This window comes from Spirulina subsalsa PCC 9445 (assembly GCF_000314005.1).
Lineage (GTDB): Bacteria > Cyanobacteriota > Cyanobacteriia > Cyanobacteriales > Spirulinaceae > Spirulina_A > Spirulina_A subsalsa.
The window spans coordinates 2,945,022-2,961,230 of sequence record NZ_JH980292.1 but is presented as its reverse complement, the minus strand read 5'-3'; the positions used below and the strand labels follow the sequence as shown (position 1 = coordinate 2,961,230).

11 protein-coding genes and 1 pseudogene are annotated in these 16,209 nt (G+C 47.1%); 8 read left to right on the top strand and 4 right to left on the bottom strand.

The window, feature by feature from the left end; translation table 11 throughout:
* Window positions 1-316 precede the first annotated feature (316 nt).
* The 6 genes from SPI9445_RS0113490 (at window position 317) to SPI9445_RS0113465 (ending at window position 5,530) form a co-directional block, all read left to right on the top strand.
* Complete coding sequence (locus tag SPI9445_RS0113490; RefSeq protein ID WP_017305286.1) at window positions 317-1,414, top strand: mechanosensitive ion channel family protein; 1,098 nt, start codon at window positions 317-319, stop codon at window positions 1,412-1,414.
* Window positions 1,415-1,419: 5 nt separating this feature from the next.
* On the top strand, window positions 1,420-2,526 hold the full coding sequence (locus SPI9445_RS0113485) for a mechanosensitive ion channel family protein (RefSeq protein ID WP_017305285.1): 1,107 nt from the start codon (window positions 1,420-1,422) through the stop codon (window positions 2,524-2,526).
* Window positions 2,527-2,635: 109 nt separating this feature from the next.
* Window positions 2,636-3,139: a DUF2062 domain-containing protein gene (locus SPI9445_RS0113480; protein ID WP_202803694.1), complete on the top strand. Its 504-nt coding sequence runs from the start codon at window positions 2,636-2,638 to the stop codon at window positions 3,137-3,139.
* Window positions 3,140-3,229: 90 nt separating this feature from the next.
* Entirely contained in the window at window positions 3,230-3,616 is a 387-nt protein-coding gene (locus tag SPI9445_RS0113475) for a TMEM165/GDT1 family protein (RefSeq protein ID WP_017305283.1), read from the top strand.
* A 163-nt stretch (window positions 3,617-3,779) separates the two neighbouring features.
* Window positions 3,780-4,460 (top strand): DUF305 domain-containing protein, encoded by a 681-nt coding sequence (locus SPI9445_RS25545; RefSeq protein WP_017305282.1) that lies wholly within the window; start codon window positions 3,780-3,782, stop codon window positions 4,458-4,460.
* Entirely contained in the window at window positions 4,460-5,530 is a 1,071-nt protein-coding gene (locus tag SPI9445_RS0113465) for a saccharopine dehydrogenase family protein (protein WP_017305281.1), read from the top strand. Before SPI9445_RS25545 ends, SPI9445_RS0113465 begins: the two co-directional genes overlap by 1 nt.
* A 171-nt stretch (window positions 5,531-5,701) precedes the next feature.
* On the opposite strand, the gene SPI9445_RS0113460 is transcribed toward SPI9445_RS0113465, so the two are convergent.
* On the bottom strand, window positions 5,702-6,598 hold the full coding sequence (locus SPI9445_RS0113460; protein WP_017305280.1) for a hypothetical protein: 897 nt from the start codon (window positions 6,596-6,598) through the stop codon (window positions 5,702-5,704).
* Window positions 6,599-7,135: 537 nt separating this feature from the next.
* Here SPI9445_RS0113460 and gyrA point away from each other — a divergent pair.
* Window positions 7,136-9,721 carry a DNA topoisomerase (ATP-hydrolyzing) subunit A gene (gene gyrA / locus SPI9445_RS0113455; protein ID WP_026079775.1) on the top strand — a complete coding sequence of 862 codons (2,586 nt, stop codon included), beginning with the start codon at window positions 7,136-7,138 and terminating at the stop codon, window positions 9,719-9,721.
* Between the two features lie 164 nt (window positions 9,722-9,885).
* On the opposite strand, the gene SPI9445_RS0113450 is transcribed toward gyrA, so the two are convergent.
* From SPI9445_RS0113450 to SPI9445_RS25540, 3 genes and pseudogenes are all read right to left on the bottom strand, one after another.
* The gene (locus tag SPI9445_RS0113450) at window positions 9,886-10,143 is read right to left on the bottom strand and encodes a hypothetical protein (RefSeq protein ID WP_017305278.1); all 258 of its coding nucleotides are present in this window, start codon (window positions 10,141-10,143) and stop codon (window positions 9,886-9,888) included.
* A gap of 61 nt (window positions 10,144-10,204) precedes the next feature.
* Window positions 10,205-11,389, bottom strand: a complete 1,185-nt coding sequence (locus SPI9445_RS0113445; protein WP_017305277.1) for an RNA-guided endonuclease InsQ/TnpB family protein — start codon at window positions 11,387-11,389, stop codon at window positions 10,205-10,207.
* Window positions 11,390-11,508: 119 nt separating this feature from the next.
* Window positions 11,509-12,051, bottom strand: a pseudogene (locus tag SPI9445_RS25540) (Uma2 family endonuclease); the annotation flags it as partial.
* A 290-nt stretch (window positions 12,052-12,341) separates the two neighbouring features.
* Between SPI9445_RS25540 and SPI9445_RS27650 the strand changes: the two are divergent.
* Complete coding sequence (locus SPI9445_RS27650; RefSeq protein WP_017305275.1) at window positions 12,342-16,193, top strand: CHAT domain-containing protein; 3,852 nt, start codon at window positions 12,342-12,344, stop codon at window positions 16,191-16,193.
* The last annotated feature ends 16 nt before the right edge of the window (window positions 16,194-16,209 follow it).

Below are 16,209 nucleotides of genomic sequence, written 5' to 3'. Positions count from 1 at the left end.
CCTAGCGAGGTTATTTGGTGCTAAGGTCTATAAAAGGTCAGTTCGTAGGATTCCAGTCTCAATTCTTCGTTTGTAGTTGCCCTTGAGCGCATTAGATGTAAACCCTTAACTTGACTATAACAATTCTTCGTTTGTAGTTGCCCTTGAACGCATTAGGTGTAAAGCCTTAACTTGACTATAACAATTCTTCGTTTGTAGTTGCCCTTGAACGCATTAGGTGTAAACCCTTAACTTGACTATAACAATTCTTCGTTTGTAGTTGCCTTTGAACGCATTAGGTGGAAAGCCTTAACTTCACTGCTCACTAATTGACACGATGTTAGAAAAAATACCAGAAATTACCCTGAGTAGCTCCCTGATCAGTTACACTTTACTCGCCCTCGCTGCCCTTTTACTCTTATTCGTTCTCCTGTTGATTGCCAATAGCATCAACAAACAACTGAGAAACCTTTTTTCCCCCCAATGGAAAACCACCTATCAACAAATTGTTGCTCCTGATCAAAATATCCTTTTGATCATTTTCTTCCTGCTCGCCAGTGATATTATTTTATTAACCCTCCCCCTTAAACCTATCTGGGATTATGGAGAAACCTTCTTGGGGTTAATCACTGCCTTGATTATGGGGTGGCTAGTATCTCGTATTTTTGGCAGATTTTTTGATATTTATTTGCTGGATATTGCGATTCAAAATCGGAGAAAAATTAATAGTGAGTTATTGATATTAGCCAAAATATCCGCTAATGGCTTAGTTTTTTTTGTCATTACTATTATTTTTTCTCAAACCCACGAGTTAAATATTTTAGGACTTTTAGCAAGTTTAGGTGTTGGGGGATTAGCTGTTGCTTTTGCTGCGCAGAAAACCCTCGAACAATTATTAGGAGGAATTGTAATTTTTTTAGATCGTCCCTTTGTTGTTGACGATTATATTGGTTTACCTGATGGTATTTTTGGACGGGTAGAATCTATCGGATTACGCTCCACTCGAATCCGTACCTCTGGTAAAGGAACTTTAGTCGTTGTCCCGAATAGTCAGTTAACCCAGGTGAGTATTGAAAATTTTACCGGGGCGAAAAAAGTCATTTCGTTACTCTATCTTACTTTTGACCGCAAAATTGAATCAGCAGAAAAGGCTTTTATTCGACAAATTATTGTCGAAAGTACCCGGGATATTTTTGGTATTGACCCCCGTAGTACCGGGGTTGATTTTAGCGATACCTATCAAGAGGGAGAAGTTGCGATTACTCAAGCTCAGATTAGTTTCTTCATTTTAGGGTCTGGGGAGGTTTCAATGGATTTACGTCGCCAGTTACTGGATATTGCGAATCAAAATATCGCCAAACAATTAAAAGAATACGGCATTGGCTTTGCCTTAGAAGAACGCACGATTAATGTTGATTCACCGATTACAATCTAGAGGTCATGAGTGAAATTTACAATTTTTTCGTTAACTTTATCCCCAACCTGGAAGGATCAGATATACCGAGTTATTTGATCTTTCTCGTTTTTGCTTTTCTCTCTATCCTCTTAGGGAATATTGGACCTAAACTGTTGCGGCTTGTTTTTTATCGTTTTTTGCCGAAACAGGGACGAGAAATTTATGAGACACTGACTCAACCGTTGCAGGGAGAATTAAAAACGGCAACGGCTTTAATTTTAATCAATCTTTCCCTCGTTTGGTTGGAAGAATATCGCCCGGTTTATAATTTTATTCTCCCCTTTCTGGAGTTGGCGGTTACTATCAGTGTGGCGTGGTTACTGTCGCGGTTATTTCGTCAATTGATGCGGGGATATGGGATTAGTTTTATGCAGCGTGTGGGGTTAGAGGCGGATGAGTTGGTGTTACCTTTTGAACTGGTGGTGAATATTTTAATTGGGGTTTTTGCCGCGATCGCCTTTGCACGCACTCGCAACATTGATTTATTTGGACTGCTGGCCAGTTTGGGGTTTATTGCTGGGGCCATTGGTTTGGCGGCCAATAACGCATTATCCCAAATGATCGGAACCGTGGTGATTTATCTGGATCGTCCTTTTAGTCGCGGGGAATATATTCGCCTTCCTAATGGGATTTATGGCCGGGTGGAGTCTATTGGTCTGAGATCCACGAAAATCCGCACGGCCGCGAAAAGTACCCTGATGATTATTCCCAATTCTAAACTGGCGGACTGGGAGATTGAAAATATCACAAGGGGGAAAAAGGTGATGGTTTTGCTCTATTTGGACTTTTTACGCTTCCTAAAAGAGCAAGAACAGGCTATGGTAGAACAAATTATTAAGGCGGCTACAGATAGCATCACAGGGATTGATCCCGGTAGTACAAAAATTAGTCTGGTTTCAGTTGAGGGAAAACCCGGAACTCGTGCCAGAGTGACCTTTTTTATTCTCGGGTCTAATGAAGATTCTATTCAATTACGCAAGCGTCTACTTGAACTAGCTAATGAAAATATTTCTAAACAGTTAGCTGGGTATGGTTTAGAGTTCGTCACCCAAGATCCTACGGTCTACATTGAATCCCCTGTCACAATCTAACTGTGGAATGGGGGGAATTTTCGCTAGGCTAGATCATAATATTTTTAGATTTCCCTAACAAAGGTTAAACATAGCGATGCAGCAGTCTTCCTCCGAGTTCAAACCCTTTATGAAACCTACTAAACGCTTACAACCTTGGTGGATGCGTCGCGGTCGGTATTGGTATTATCGCTTGGCCCGGTTACAGGGGAGTCCCGAGGCGATCGCAAGAGGAGTGGCCGTGGGTGTCTTTTCTGGATTCTTCCCCCTTTTCGGTCTACAAACTCTGATCGGTTTACTCCTAGCGACTCTTGTTCAAGGGAATAAAATTGCGGCCGCTGCGGGAACTTGGGTGAGTAATCCCCTCACCTATGTTCCCCTATTTGCCATGAATTACCGGATTGGCCGTTGGTTATTGGGGGGGGAACCGATGGATTTCAGTCAAATTAGCGGTCAGTCTCTCGAACAGTTGTTAGATCTGGGGGGAGATGTGGCAGGACGCTTGTTTTTTGGCTGTTTCGTGATGGGTGTCGTCGTATCTTGTGCGAGTTATAGTATTACGGTGCGGCTATTTTATCGCCTCCGAGCCTCTCACCGCAAACACCGGAAATATTACCTTGATGAACGGGGGTGACGGTAAGTAGATTACTGTTCCCTCTTGCCTTTTGCCTCTTGCCTTGACACAATGAAATCACCATCAAACCCTGATAGGACAAAGACAATTGTGACTGCGACTGAACCTTTAACAGAGAAGCATCCAGAGGCGCTCATTAGCCGAGAAAAAGCTAATTTGAATCAAAATGACCTAAAACCCATTACAAGGCGTTCTATGGGCTTCTGGGCAACGTTTAACGCCACATTTATCACGATTCTGTTGGCTGAGATGGGGGATAAAACCCAGTTGGCTACTTTGTTGATGAGTGCGGAATCTCAAGCCCCTTGGATTGTGTTCGGGGGAGCAGCGATCGCACTCATTGCCACCAGTTTAATCGGTTGTCTCTTGGGGTGGTGGTTAGCCAAGCGCGTTTCCCCCAAAACAATGGACTTAGCGGCCGCTACTATTCTCTTAGTCGTCTCGGTTTTACTGCTGAGTGATGTTGTACAACTTTAGGGAACAGGGAACGGGGAACAGGGAATAGGTAATAGGTAATGGGTAATAAGTCTTAATTCCTCGTCTTTCCCTCTCCCCTGATCCCCGATTCTCGACATAACCTTGACCCTCCTGTAAGGGGGAGACTCTAGGATGAGCTTAGTGTTGAATTCAGAGAGAAAGTATGGTTTTTCGGATTAACAGTCTGCTTTTAAGTTCTTTAGCGATCGCCGGACTCCTCGGGGCTTGTAGTTCTGCTCCCACCTCAATGGAGGAAGCCCCCTCAGAAGAACAAACCGCCATGGAAGCTCCCAGCGAGACAAATCAAATAGATCATAGCCATATGGATCATGAGAGCATGGATCTCGGTCCGGCCGATGACGCTTTTGATCTACGCTTTATTGATGCCATGATTCCCCACCATGAAGGGGCGGTGATGATGGCTCAAGAAGTCTTAGCCAAATCCCAAAAGCCCGAATTATTGGCCTTAGCGACAGAAATTATCGAGGCACAAACTCAAGAAATTGGCCAGATGCAGGAATGGCGACAGACTTGGTATCCTGACGCACCGGAAACGCCAATGGCTTGGGATGCACAAACCAATGAAATGATTCCCATGTCTGCCGCTCGAATCAGTGCAATGCGCATGGAGATGGACTTAGGAGAAGCCGATGAGGAGTTTGAGAAGCGTTTTATCCAAGCCATGATTCCTCACCACGAAGGCGCTTTAATGATGGCAGAGGACTTAAAAGCCAAGTCTGAACGGTCGGAGATGCAGCTTTTCGCTCAAGGGATTATTGACTCTCAAGCGGCCGAAATTGGCCAAATGCGGCAATGGCTGACGGAGTGGTATGGCGCAGAATAATGAGTAATTCCCAGGTGCTAATTTTAGGGGGATGTGGTCGCATTGGGGGCAATGTGGCCGCCGATGTTGCCCGTTTTACCGAGGCACAGATTACCCTCACCTACCGTCACCATCCCCCCAAAGACTGCCCCTATCCCGCTATACCATTAGAGATAGAAGAGGAGGAACAGTTACGCCAAATCCTAGGACAATACCACCTCGTTGTTCACTGTGCTGGCCCCTTTCACCATCGCACCGGAGCGGTGTTAAAACACTGTGTTGAGCAGGGGGTGCATTATGTGGACGTGAGCGATTCCTACGGTTTTGTTCAGAAACTGCTACCTTATCACCCCAAGGCCGAACAAGCGGGGGTAACGGCCATTGTGAGTACGGGTATTTTTCCGGGAATGTCTAACAGTTTAGTCCGCTATGGGGTGGAACAGTTGGACCGGGCGGAAACCATCCGTCTTTATTATGGGGTGGGGGGTTCCGGAGGGGCTGGCTTAACGGTGATGCGCACGACGTTTTTAGGCTTAAAAGAACCGTTTCAGGCGTGGTTAGGGGGAAAATGGCAAATGATTCAACCTTATAGCGATCGCCAAAAGGTCACATTTCCCCCGCCCGGTGGCTCTATCGGTGTGTATTGGTACGATATGCCGGAAACCCATAGTTTAGTGAAAAGCTTTCCGACGGTGCAAAATGTGATTACGAAGTTCGGCTCTTACCCCGATTTTTATAATCATTTAACTTGGACGACTGCCCATGTTTTCCCCAAGTCTTGGCTAATCAACGGCAGCGAATTTTTAGCCCAAGTGTCCTACAAAATGACCCAATTTACCGATCGGTTTAGTGGGGTGGGGGTGGCTATTCAGGTGGAAGTGGAGGGCTGGAAGGATCATCAACCTTGTAGGGTGCGATCGCAACTCTCCCATCCCAACACCGCCCAAATCGCTGGACAGGGAACCGGGGGCATTGTCCAGGGAATTCTCACCGGAACACTCCAAAAACCCGGCGTTTGGTCGGTTGAGGAAGCTGTTCCCACCCATTGGTTTTTACAAACTCTAGCAGAACGCGGGATCACGCTATCCTAGCGCAAAATCCCACTCAATTATCTTGTAACAATTTTTCAGGCCAATTCTAACAGCATTTGTTGCCAACTGTAGGGCAAGGCAAGGAGAGCAGAGAAAAGGCAAATGCACCCTGGATCAAAAGACTAGGAGAGAACACCCTGATTGATTCAATCGTAACACTAGAGGAGTTCCCTACGAATAGCGAACTTGCAACAAGAGACGATGAGAAGTCTTCGGAGGTTTCACTTTATGGAAACAAGAGGGATCCTGTACAAAACCGAATCCTCGTGAACCCGTGATGACCATTTCTTTGTCCTTGCCATAATATCCTAACACCGCTTCATCACTTTGACGACCGCCAGAAATTAGCATTTTCAAGGGTTTATCCCTGCGAGAGTCTCGAATCATCACATGGGGGCCAGAATCGGCCTCTACATCGGTGATATAAAAGTAAGCGGTCATGAAATTATATCCGGCAATATCATAGTGAAAACTGGCCGGGGGATACTGTTGACGAATCACCTCATCAGGCAGAGGAGAGGCAATACTCCAAGTCAAATGCCAGCTAATTTCTGTTGGGTAGTAGTGGAGATAATTCCGAACAATGGTTAGCAGGAAGGGATCGGATAACAGTTGAGCAATAGCCGGACAAGTTTTGCTGGGGGTATCTGTTACTAAAGCGCGGATGACGGAATGACCATCGGGTAAGTAACCATTATGGACTTCTGAAATATAAAAATCCCGGTGATAATTAGGTTCTCGGCAAGGGGTATGTAAAGCATAGTCCTGAATTTCCTCCACCATCTGGCTGGGCAATTGTAGCCCCAAAGAAACCCCCGCCCGGTGCATATTTTCCATATGTTTGGTCAAACTAGACCAGTCAAAAACAGAACACTCTGCAATGTTTAATTCAGGCGGATATAACTCCCCAGAACAATATTGTCGGATTGATTGCATTACGCTATAAGTTTTGCGGACTGAAGAAAAACGAGCAAAACGTTGGGTAATATCCCCGTGCATCAAGCGCTTGAGAGGGTTTTTCGCCGCACTAGAACGCCCTTGCAAGCGGGCGAGAGCAGAATTGACCATGAAGTTAACTTAATCCTTAATTGAGCAAAAAATAGGAGCGCAAATGAGCAACCTATTGCTGGCAAAAAGTTTCAGCAAAAAGTTTTAGCAAAACGTGACGAAATTTGACAGACCTCAGAGTAAATATACTTAAAAGGAAAATGCTACCCTAGTGAATCCCACGATATGGATCAGGATTTTTAGACTGTAACGAACACCCTTGGACTCTAAAATCCGTAAAAACTATTAAGTTTCATCCTCAAATATACGAGAGTCTCCGTTATATCCTCATGTTTTGCAACATTTCTTAATGTTGATTTAATAGTCCCCCATCACGTCCTCTTGTGGTGCCGCTTCAGCTTGAGAATTCCCGCTCCGATTGCCCCCTGAAATCCGGGTGACGAAAAGCGGTTAACCCCGTCAAACTGGGGGAAATCATGTTAAAATATTTAAACACAAGACGCAAAATTAGGCGGGTCTTCAGGCAAAAAGTGGCAAATTAGGCTGCTTTTTATTGTTTATCTGCCTTATAAGCAATTTAATGGAGTTTTTCATTTTATGACTGCCTCGCAGGAGCGAATTGTCCCTACTGACCTGAGTAACGAAATGTCCCGGTCATATCTGGAATACGCCATGAGCGTCATTGTTGGACGGGCGTTGCCAGATGCGCGGGACGGACTCAAACCCGTTCACCGTCGCATTCTTTACGCGATGTATGAATTGGGGTTAACTCCAGATCGACCGTTTCGGAAATGCGCTCGGGTGGTGGGGGAGGTGTTAGGGAAATACCACCCCCACGGGGATACGGCGGTTTATGATGCCCTAGTACGCATGGCGCAGAACTTCTCCATGCGAGATCCCTTGATTGATGGACATGGGAATTTCGGGTCAGTGGACAATGATCCTCCGGCGGCCATGCGTTATACGGAGTGTCGTTTACATCGCCTGACGGTTAATGCACTCCTGCGAGATATTGAGTCGGAAACTGTTGATTTTGCCGATAATTTCGACGGTTCTCAACAAGAACCTGTGGTTTTGCCTTCGCGGATTCCCCAACTGTTATTAAATGGTTCCTCGGGAATTGCCGTAGGGATGGCGACCAATATTCCCCCCCACAATTTAGCGGAGTTGGTGGATGGTTTGATTGCTTTAATCGAAAACCCGGAAATTAGCATTGCGGAATTAATGCACCATGTTAAGGCGCCTGATTTCCCAACGGGGGGGCAGATTCTGGGGACTTCGGGCATCCGGGACGCTTACTTTTCCGGACGCGGCTCCATTACGATGCAAGGGGTAGCCCAGATTGAGTTAATCGAACAGCGCGGCCGTCCTGACCGAGAGGCGATTATTGTTACAGAGTTACCCTATCAGACCAATAAGGCGGCACTGATTGAAAAAATTGCCGAGTTGGTCAATGATAAGCGCATTGATGGCATTGCAGATATCCGGGATGAAAGCGATCGCGACGGAATGCGAATTGTCATCGAACTTAAGCGGGATGCGGTGGCGAGGGTGGTGTTAAATAATCTCTACAAACAAACCCCCCTGCGTACCAACTTCGGGGCCAATATGTTAGCCCTCGTGAACGGAGAACCCCAACTCCTTGACCTGAAACGCTTTTTAGAGGTCTTCCTCGATTTCCGCGTGGAAGCCATTACCCGACGCACCCAGTACGAACTGCGCAAAGCCCAAGAACGGGATCATATTTTACAAGGGTTACTCATTGCCCTGGAAAATCTAGATGCGGTGATTCGCCTCATCCGGGCGGCTGCCGATACAGCCAGCGCGAAACAGGAGTTAATCGAGGGTTTTGGTTTATCGGAAGTCCAAGCGGATGCAATCTTACAGATGCAGTTACGCCGTTTAACGGCCTTGGAAGCGGAAAAAATTACCGCCGAACACGAACAACTATTAGCCCAAATCACCGACCTTGAGGACATTCTGGCACGGAAAGAACGGATTAACGCCATTATTATCGAAGAGGCGACCCAGATTAAAACTATTCATGAGTCCCCCCGTCGGACGGAGGTTTTATTACAAGAGGGGGATTTAGATGAGCGGGATTTAATTGCCAATGAGCCGGCCATGATTCTGTTAACGGAACAGGGCTATATTAAACGGATGCCCGTTTCTACCTTTGAAGCCCAAAACCGCGCCACACGGGGACGGGCGGGGGCGAAAATTAAGGAGGATGACGGGGTAGAACATTTCTTGACCTGTTGTGACCATGACAAGGTGTTATTTTTTAGCGATCGCGGTTTAGTCTACTGTCTCAATGCCTACAAAATTCCCACCGCCTCCCGTACCGCCCGAGGGGTGCCGATTGTCCAGATGTTGCCCATCCCCCGGGATGAAAAGATCACCTCTTTAGTGGCCGTGAGCGAGTTTACCGATGATCAGTTTTTGGTCATGTTAACCCGCAAAGGCTACATCAAAAAAACCCCCCTTGATGCCTTTAGTAATATTCGCACCAATGGTTTAATCGCCATTTCCCTGGCCGAAGGCGACCAACTGCGCTGGGTGCGCTTGGCCACCTCGGAAGATAGCGTCATTGTGGGATCTCAGCAGGGGATGGCCATTCATTTTAAAGTGGGGGACGAACAACTGCGCCCCCTCGGACGAGCGACGCGGGGCGTTAAGTCCATGAAACTGCGCAATAATGACCAGTTGATTAGTATGGACATTCTCCCGGCTCAAATTGCGGCGAAGATTGCCAATAGTGAGAGCGAAGAGGAGGAGGAGACTAGCGAAGACCTCAACGGGAGCGAGGAAGTGATCACCGAAGTCACCGAGGGGCCTTGGGTGTTGGTAGTGACGCGACGGGGTTTCGGGAAACGGATTCCGGTGCATCAATTCCGCTTACAACGACGGGCGGGGATTGGTTTGCGCTCGATTCGTTTCCGTATGCCACAGGATGAGTTAGTGGGCTTAAAAATCGTCTATCAGGACAGTGAGTTAATGTTAATCACCAATCGGGGGATTATCGTCCGCCAGGCCGTGAGTGCCATTTCTCCCCAGTCTCGGATGGCGACGGGGGTTCGTTTGCAGCGTTTGGATGAAGATGATGCGATCGCCGCCATTGCCATTGTTCCCACCAGTGGAGAAAGCGAAACCGAGAACCCCGAAGCCTTAGAAGAAGAGTAAACCCCAATCTTGACCAGTTAAAACCCAGAGAACAGGGAACAGGGAACGGGGAACAGGGAACAGGGAATTGGGAATTGGGAGTCGGGAATCGGGAGTCGGGAGTCGGGAGATTGCCTCTCCCCTGCTCCCCTGCTCCCCCTCTCCCCCTCTCCCTTAAAATTCCCCTAAACGACCCTTGAAACATCAACATTCAGCGCCTCAGCCACTTGTTCCGGGGTTAACCCTAGCTGCAACAAACGAGCAATCGCCTGTACTTGGGATTGTTCCAGTTCTCTAGCTCGCTGTTCCGCCGCGTCTCGCTGCTGTTCCGCGATGCGCGCCCTTTCCTCCCCCGTCAACAAGAGATTCCCCTCCCCATCCCACCATCTCGCCCATAACTGGGTTTGATTCTGATAGTTCCCCTGCCAAAGCCCTAAAAACACATTTAACGGCTCTTTGAACCTCCCATCGCTGAAAGCGAGGGATTCCCATATAGACTCTTATCTAGACCGAAGTCCCCGACAGAACGCCATGACTGGGCTGTTTGACCACGGGCGCACCGACCGCAGTTAATCCACGCTGTTTTACTATCATTGAAGCAGGAACATCCCGATCCACGGTGTAGCCACATTCAGAGCAAGAGTGAACCCTTTGAGAGAGTTCTTTCTGACCTGTATGGGTTCCACATTCAGGACAAACTTGAGAGGTATAGTCTGGATTGACCTTGGCAAAATATGTATCCGTTTGAGAGCAAACATATTGCAAGATAGTAAAGAATTGACCTAAACCTATATCTAGAGACTGCTTACAGAATAGTCCTCTACTCCAAGCTGTGAAGTTAATATCTTCAACAAATACCATCCCGACTCCATCACAGAGTTGATGGGCTAACTTGAAGTGGTAATCCTTTCTTCTGTTGGCTACGGCCTCATGTAATAGAGCGATCCGATGCTGTAGTTTCTGCCATTTATTAGACCCTTTGTTTTTATTTTTAAGCCTTCTTTGTAGTAATTTAATCTTACGCAGTGCTTTATCTAAAAACTTCGGTCTAGGAAGAATCAAACCGTCGGAAGTTGCCAGCATACTTTGAATCCCAACATCAATCCCCAAAGCGTGACCATGAGGTATTGGGGTTGGGATATTAACATCAAGCTCAATTGCTAAGTTGACATAGTAACCCGATGCTTTCTTGATTACTTGAACTTGTTTGATCTTAAAACCCTCTGGAATATCCCGTGACTTGACAAACTTAACTTCCCCCAATAGAGGCATCTTTAGCTTGTTACCATTGACTTCAATTCTGCTACTAACTAAATTAAAAGACTTCATGTTCCTTTTGAAGCGAGGAAAACCTAGTCCCTTGCTTTTCATGTCGTTAAACGCCCGATCTAATTTCCGCAATGTTTGCTGCATCGCTTGGGCATTACCAGACTTAAGGAAATCGTTAGTCTTTTTAGCTTGGGTTAAATTGGCAGATTGAGTAGGGTAGTTAGGATATTCAAAGGGAGCAACAATATATTCAGAACGAATAGAGCAAGCGTTGACCTGACAACTACGACTGTTATACCAAAGCTTTCTTTGGGCTAAAGCATAGTTCCAAACAGATTGGCAGACAGTTAAATTTAATTCGATCTTCTCTGTCTGCTCTTTGGTTGGAATTATCTTATAGTTGTAAGTAAGGTTAAGCATTCAATTCTTGCTCATTGCTAGTAAGATTATAGCAGGATTTTACAATTTGGGGTATGCTGTTGTAATATGTCGTCATTCATCCCGTCGATAAAATCGAGGGTCTTCTTCCGACGATCAAGATAATGTCCCCGCTCATTAGGAGTAACAGCTTGATAGTGACCATTATTCCAGTGATAAACCTCCAACGTTCCCAGACTCATAATAAAAATGCCATAATAGGGAATGCGCATCACTTGCTCATAAACCCAAAACTTACCCGGTTTAATGACATCTCGATTGGTCCGAGAGAGGGGAGTATTATCCCGTTCTTCCGCCCCATTACCACTGGCAAATTCAATCGCCACAAGGGGGGCAATATGTTCTTGCCAAAGGACATAAGAACGGCGAAATTGACCGTTTAGTAAAGGCGGGACATTGGGAACATAAAACCAGTCAGGAGCTTCTGAACCTCTTTCCGGTGGGTCAGTTTGTCGCCAATAGATGCCGCTATCTTGCCCGATAGTATATTGTCCATCGGGATGAATAGCTTGCAAAACCGGACCGAGGGAATCCGTGAGAATAATACTTTGGGGATGCTCTTGGAAATTTTTCGCAAAATTGCCGTCTTTATCAGGAAGCTGGGTATGATCAGGTAAAGGCTTTGTCTCAATTGATTGAGTCATCATAGATTCACTCATCATGCTCCAGTTTATACCTGTTTATTCCTATTATAATACTGCGATTTAGTTGCGGTGCAAAACTCTATTTTTTGTTTAAAAATAGCAAAAAATAGAGAATTAATTCAGGTAACATTCATCACTAAATACTGTTAGCAGTTACAACATCCATTGTACCTTAATTGAGAGACTAAATACCAATGACTTGGTTATTTTCTTGGCTTAAATTCTGCACCCATACAACATCTCAAAAAGAGAATTCTAGATACTCGTTGGGAAATTCTTACATACCATTAATGTTAATTTTTGTCAACTTATTAATGTATTTGCCCCAACAAAAACCCCTTTTTGCCCAAACCATCACCCCCGCCAACGACGGCACCGGCACCCTCATCACCCCTAACGGCAATCAGATCCAAATCACAGGCGGCACTCCTTCCTCAGATGGAAAAAACCTCTTTCACAGCTTCCAACAATTTGGCCTCAACTCCCAACAAATCGCCGACTTTCTGAGTAATTCCCAACACCAGAACATTCTTGGCCGCATCGTTGGGGGAGATCCTTCCGTGATTAACGGCCTGCTGCAAGTGACAGGTAGTAACGCCAACTTGTACCTAATGAACCCGGCCGGGATTATTTTTGGTCCACAAGCACAACTCAACGTTCCGGGAGACTTTTTCGCCACCACCGCTACAGGAATTGGATTTGGTAATAATAACTGGTTCAATGCTTGGGGTGAAAATGACTACAGCAACTTAACCGGAACTCCCTTTCAATTTGCTTTTGATTTAAACCCAAATGGCAGTATTATCAACGCAGGGGAATTAGCCCTCAATCCCGGACAAACCCTCACCCTCTTAGGCGGACAAGTCATCAACACAGGTGGATTAAGCGCCCCCGCAGGGAGCATTATCATTAGTGCCGTGCCAGAGCAAGGTGTTGTCACCCTCTCCCAACCCGGACACCTGTTAAGCTTAGAAATCACCCCTCCCCGCAACAGTGACGGCCAGATTTTACCCATCACCCCTTTAGATTTACCCCAACTACTCACCGGGGCCTCGGTGGAAACGGGGTTAACAGTACAGGATAATCAAGTCACCCTCAACGCCACAGCAACCCTATTGCCTAGCACACCGGGCCTGACTATCCTTGGGGGAGAATTGTCTGTGGCAGGGGTTACAGGGGGCAATATCTACGGTTTAGGGGCGATTGTGGGGGTATTTAACGGCACGATTAACGCCTCGGGAGACTTAGGAGGAGGGAATGTTTTCTTGGGGGGAGATTATCGAGGACAAGGTACGATTCCCAATGCTTGGCGGACGTTGGTTAATGGGAATTCCCGGATTAGTGCCGATGCGCTGACTACGGGAGACGGGGGAAAGGTGATTTTGTGGGCGGATGATTTCACCGGGTTTTATGGGGAAATTACGGTGAGAGGGGGAGCCGAGGGAGGAGATGGGGGTTTTGTGGAGGTGTCGGGAAAACAGGATTTAGTGTTCCGGGGTAAGGTCGATTTAACGGCCGCTCATGGATTGGCGGGGACACTGTTACTGGATCCTGAGAATATTCGGATTGTTGCCTTTGATGGAGCTAATGATGGTGAAATAGCAGATGGTCAAATTTTAGCGGGGGATTCGCCGGGGGCAACGTTTACCATTAGCGCAACGGCACTAACTGATCTGTTCTTCGGCACGGTTATTTTAGAAGCGACCAATGACATCACGGTTGACCCGGGGATTTCCCTAAGTTTTACCAGTAGTGTGACTAATTTAATTATCCGTGCGGATGCGGATCGAGATGGGAATGGGGTGTTTAGTATGGATCCGTCCCAGTCTTTGAATTTTGTGGGAACGGATCTCACGATTGAAGGGGCAGAAATTACTTTAGGAAATTTGTCTTTTAATGACGGGGGAGATGTTACGCTGACGACGACACAAAGCCGCTCTTTTGGCGGGAATATTCTCTTTAATTCCATTGACGCATTAGGAAACGTGACGATTGCGGCGAATGGGACAGTACGGGGAACAGGAGTGGGGGTTGATTATACAATTGAAACGGATGCAGGCTCTACGGTGAGTATTACCCATGATGGAGGGTCAACTAATGCGCCGTTTGTGCTGAATGATGCCACAGTCAATGGATTAGCGTCCGGTATTCTCTTGAGGGATTCTCCCGACATAGAGGTGAATTCGGGGTCTTATCCAGTGCTGCCAAGTGGGGGAGCGGTGAATCCTCACCCTCAAGTGACGATTACTTCAGTGAATAGTCCCCCGACGGTGCAACCTCTCAGCGTTCCCCTGACATCAGGCCAGTCGGTTTCTTTTGGCTATACTCAACTCTTGGGTCAAATTAGTGATGTGAATGGTGATTTGATTACTAGCATTACGTTGAGTAATTTTAGTGATCAAGGGACGTTAAGGGTCAATGGAATTCCGGTGACTGGCGATTCGGTGGTTTTGTCTCCGGGGGATGCGGTGGAGTTTACGCCGTTCTCGACGGCATCGGGTGAGTTGATTTTATTTCGTCTCAATGCCAGTGATGGGGTGGCTTTCGGGTCGAGTAATATTTTGGGGGTCTTGCCGCCTCCTCCGGGTTCCCCAACACCTCCCCCAGGCTCCCCAACACCTCCCCCAGGCTCTCCAACACCTCCCCCCGATGGGGAAGCCCCTGTTCCAGAAGACTCTGGAGCGTTTGATTTCCGCGATTGTGTGGGCTGTGAGGATCTGTTGTTGGGGGATGAACAGGGGGATGATTGGTTTGAGGAGGGGGAGAGTTTTGATGAGGTGATGGGGGATGGTTCTTCGGTTTTGGATACGGTTCAAGAGGAACTCGATAGTAGCTTTACGTCGGAGTTTGAGGAGTATTTTGAGGGGTTGATTGAAGATGTGCCTGAAGTGACACTAGGGGAAGCTCAGGATGTTTTAACGAATATTGCGCGTCAAGCTGATATTACTCCGGCTTTGGTTTATGTGAGTTTTGGGGCTTCGGTGGCGAATTTATTCCCGCCGGATTTGTCTGAGGAGCGTCTTTTTGCCTCGGCGAATCCTCTATTTTGGGATTTGGCACAAAATCAACAGGAGAGTCCTTTTGGGTCGGAGAGTGATGAGTTGAGGCTGGTTCTGATTACGCCTCAAGGTCGCCCAATTATTCGGACGGTGTTTGGGGTGACGCGAGGTCAGGTGATGGAACAGGCGGATCACTTGCGCCGCACGGTGACGAATGCTCGCCGTCCGAGGGCTTTTATGGAACCTGCCCAACAGTTATATCAGTGGGTGATTGCTCCGTTGGAACGGGAGTTAGAGGCGCGGGAGATTGATAATATTGCTTTTGTGATGGATGGGGGATTGCGATCGCTCCCTATTGCCGCTCTCCATGATGGCAACCAGTTCCTGATTGAGCGGTTTAGTCTAGGGATGATGCCCAGTTTAGCGCTCACGGATACGACCTATCGGGATTTGCGCGGTACCCAAGTGTTAGCGATGGGAGCATCTGAGTTTAATCTCAGGGATGAGGAGGTGGAGTTACTCCCACTTCCGGGGGTGCCTTTTGAGTTGGAGTTAATCACCCAAAAGTTATGGCAGGGGTCTAAGTTTCTCAATGAACAGTTCACGGTGGAAAATTTGCGGGCGACTCGCGCTCAACGGCCTTATGGTATTGTGCATTTGGGGACACATGGGGCGTTTAAACCGGGGCGGATTACGGAGTCCTATTTAGCGTTACATCATGGCAAGGTGCCGTTACCCAATTTGCGAGAGTTGGGATTACACCGTCCTCCGGTGGATTTGCTGGTGTTGAGTGCTTGTCAGACGGCACTGGGCGATCGCAATGCGGAATTAGGTTTCGCTGGCCTCGCCGTCGCATCAGGGGCTAGAACCGCTTTAGGGAGTCTTTGGTATGTGAGTGATCAAGGAACTGCCACCTTAATGGCTAGTTTTTATCAGGCTCTCCAAGAACAATCAACCAAAACCGAAGCCCTACAACAAGCACAACTCGCCATGTTACGCGGTGAAGCCCGAGTTGAGGCCGGAGAGTTAATTATGGGTGACACTCGTTTCCCCCTCAGTCCAGAGTTAGCCACTTTAGGGGATGCGAACCTCACTCATCCTTACTATTGGAGTTCCTTTACACTAATTGGCAGTCCTTGGTAAGTCGTGCCAGAATTAG

What these genes read in the sequence shown, in the direction of transcription:
- SPI9445_RS0113490 (WP_017305286.1), top strand. Translation starts at nt 317, where the DNA reads ATGTTAGAAAAAATACCAGAAATTACCCTGAGTAGCTCCCTGATCAGT.
- SPI9445_RS0113460 (WP_017305280.1), bottom strand. Translation starts at nt 6,598, where the DNA reads ATGGTCAATTCTGCTCTCGCCCGCTTGCAAGGGCGTTCTAGTGCGGCG.
- SPI9445_RS0113485 (WP_017305285.1), top strand. Translation starts at nt 1,420, where the DNA reads ATGAGTGAAATTTACAATTTTTTCGTTAACTTTATCCCCAACCTGGAA.
- SPI9445_RS27650 (WP_017305275.1), top strand. Translation starts at nt 12,342, where the DNA reads ATGTTAATTTTTGTCAACTTATTAATGTATTTGCCCCAACAAAAACCC.
- SPI9445_RS0113480 (WP_202803694.1), top strand. Translation starts at nt 2,636, where the DNA reads ATGAAACCTACTAAACGCTTACAACCTTGGTGGATGCGTCGCGGTCGG.
- gyrA (WP_026079775.1), top strand. Translation starts at nt 7,136, where the DNA reads ATGACTGCCTCGCAGGAGCGAATTGTCCCTACTGACCTGAGTAACGAA.
- SPI9445_RS25545 (WP_017305282.1), top strand. Translation starts at nt 3,780, where the DNA reads ATGGTTTTTCGGATTAACAGTCTGCTTTTAAGTTCTTTAGCGATCGCC.
- SPI9445_RS0113445 (WP_017305277.1), bottom strand. Translation starts at nt 11,389, where the DNA reads ATGCTTAACCTTACTTACAACTATAAGATAATTCCAACCAAAGAGCAG.
- SPI9445_RS0113465 (WP_017305281.1), top strand. Translation starts at nt 4,460, where the DNA reads ATGAGTAATTCCCAGGTGCTAATTTTAGGGGGATGTGGTCGCATTGGG.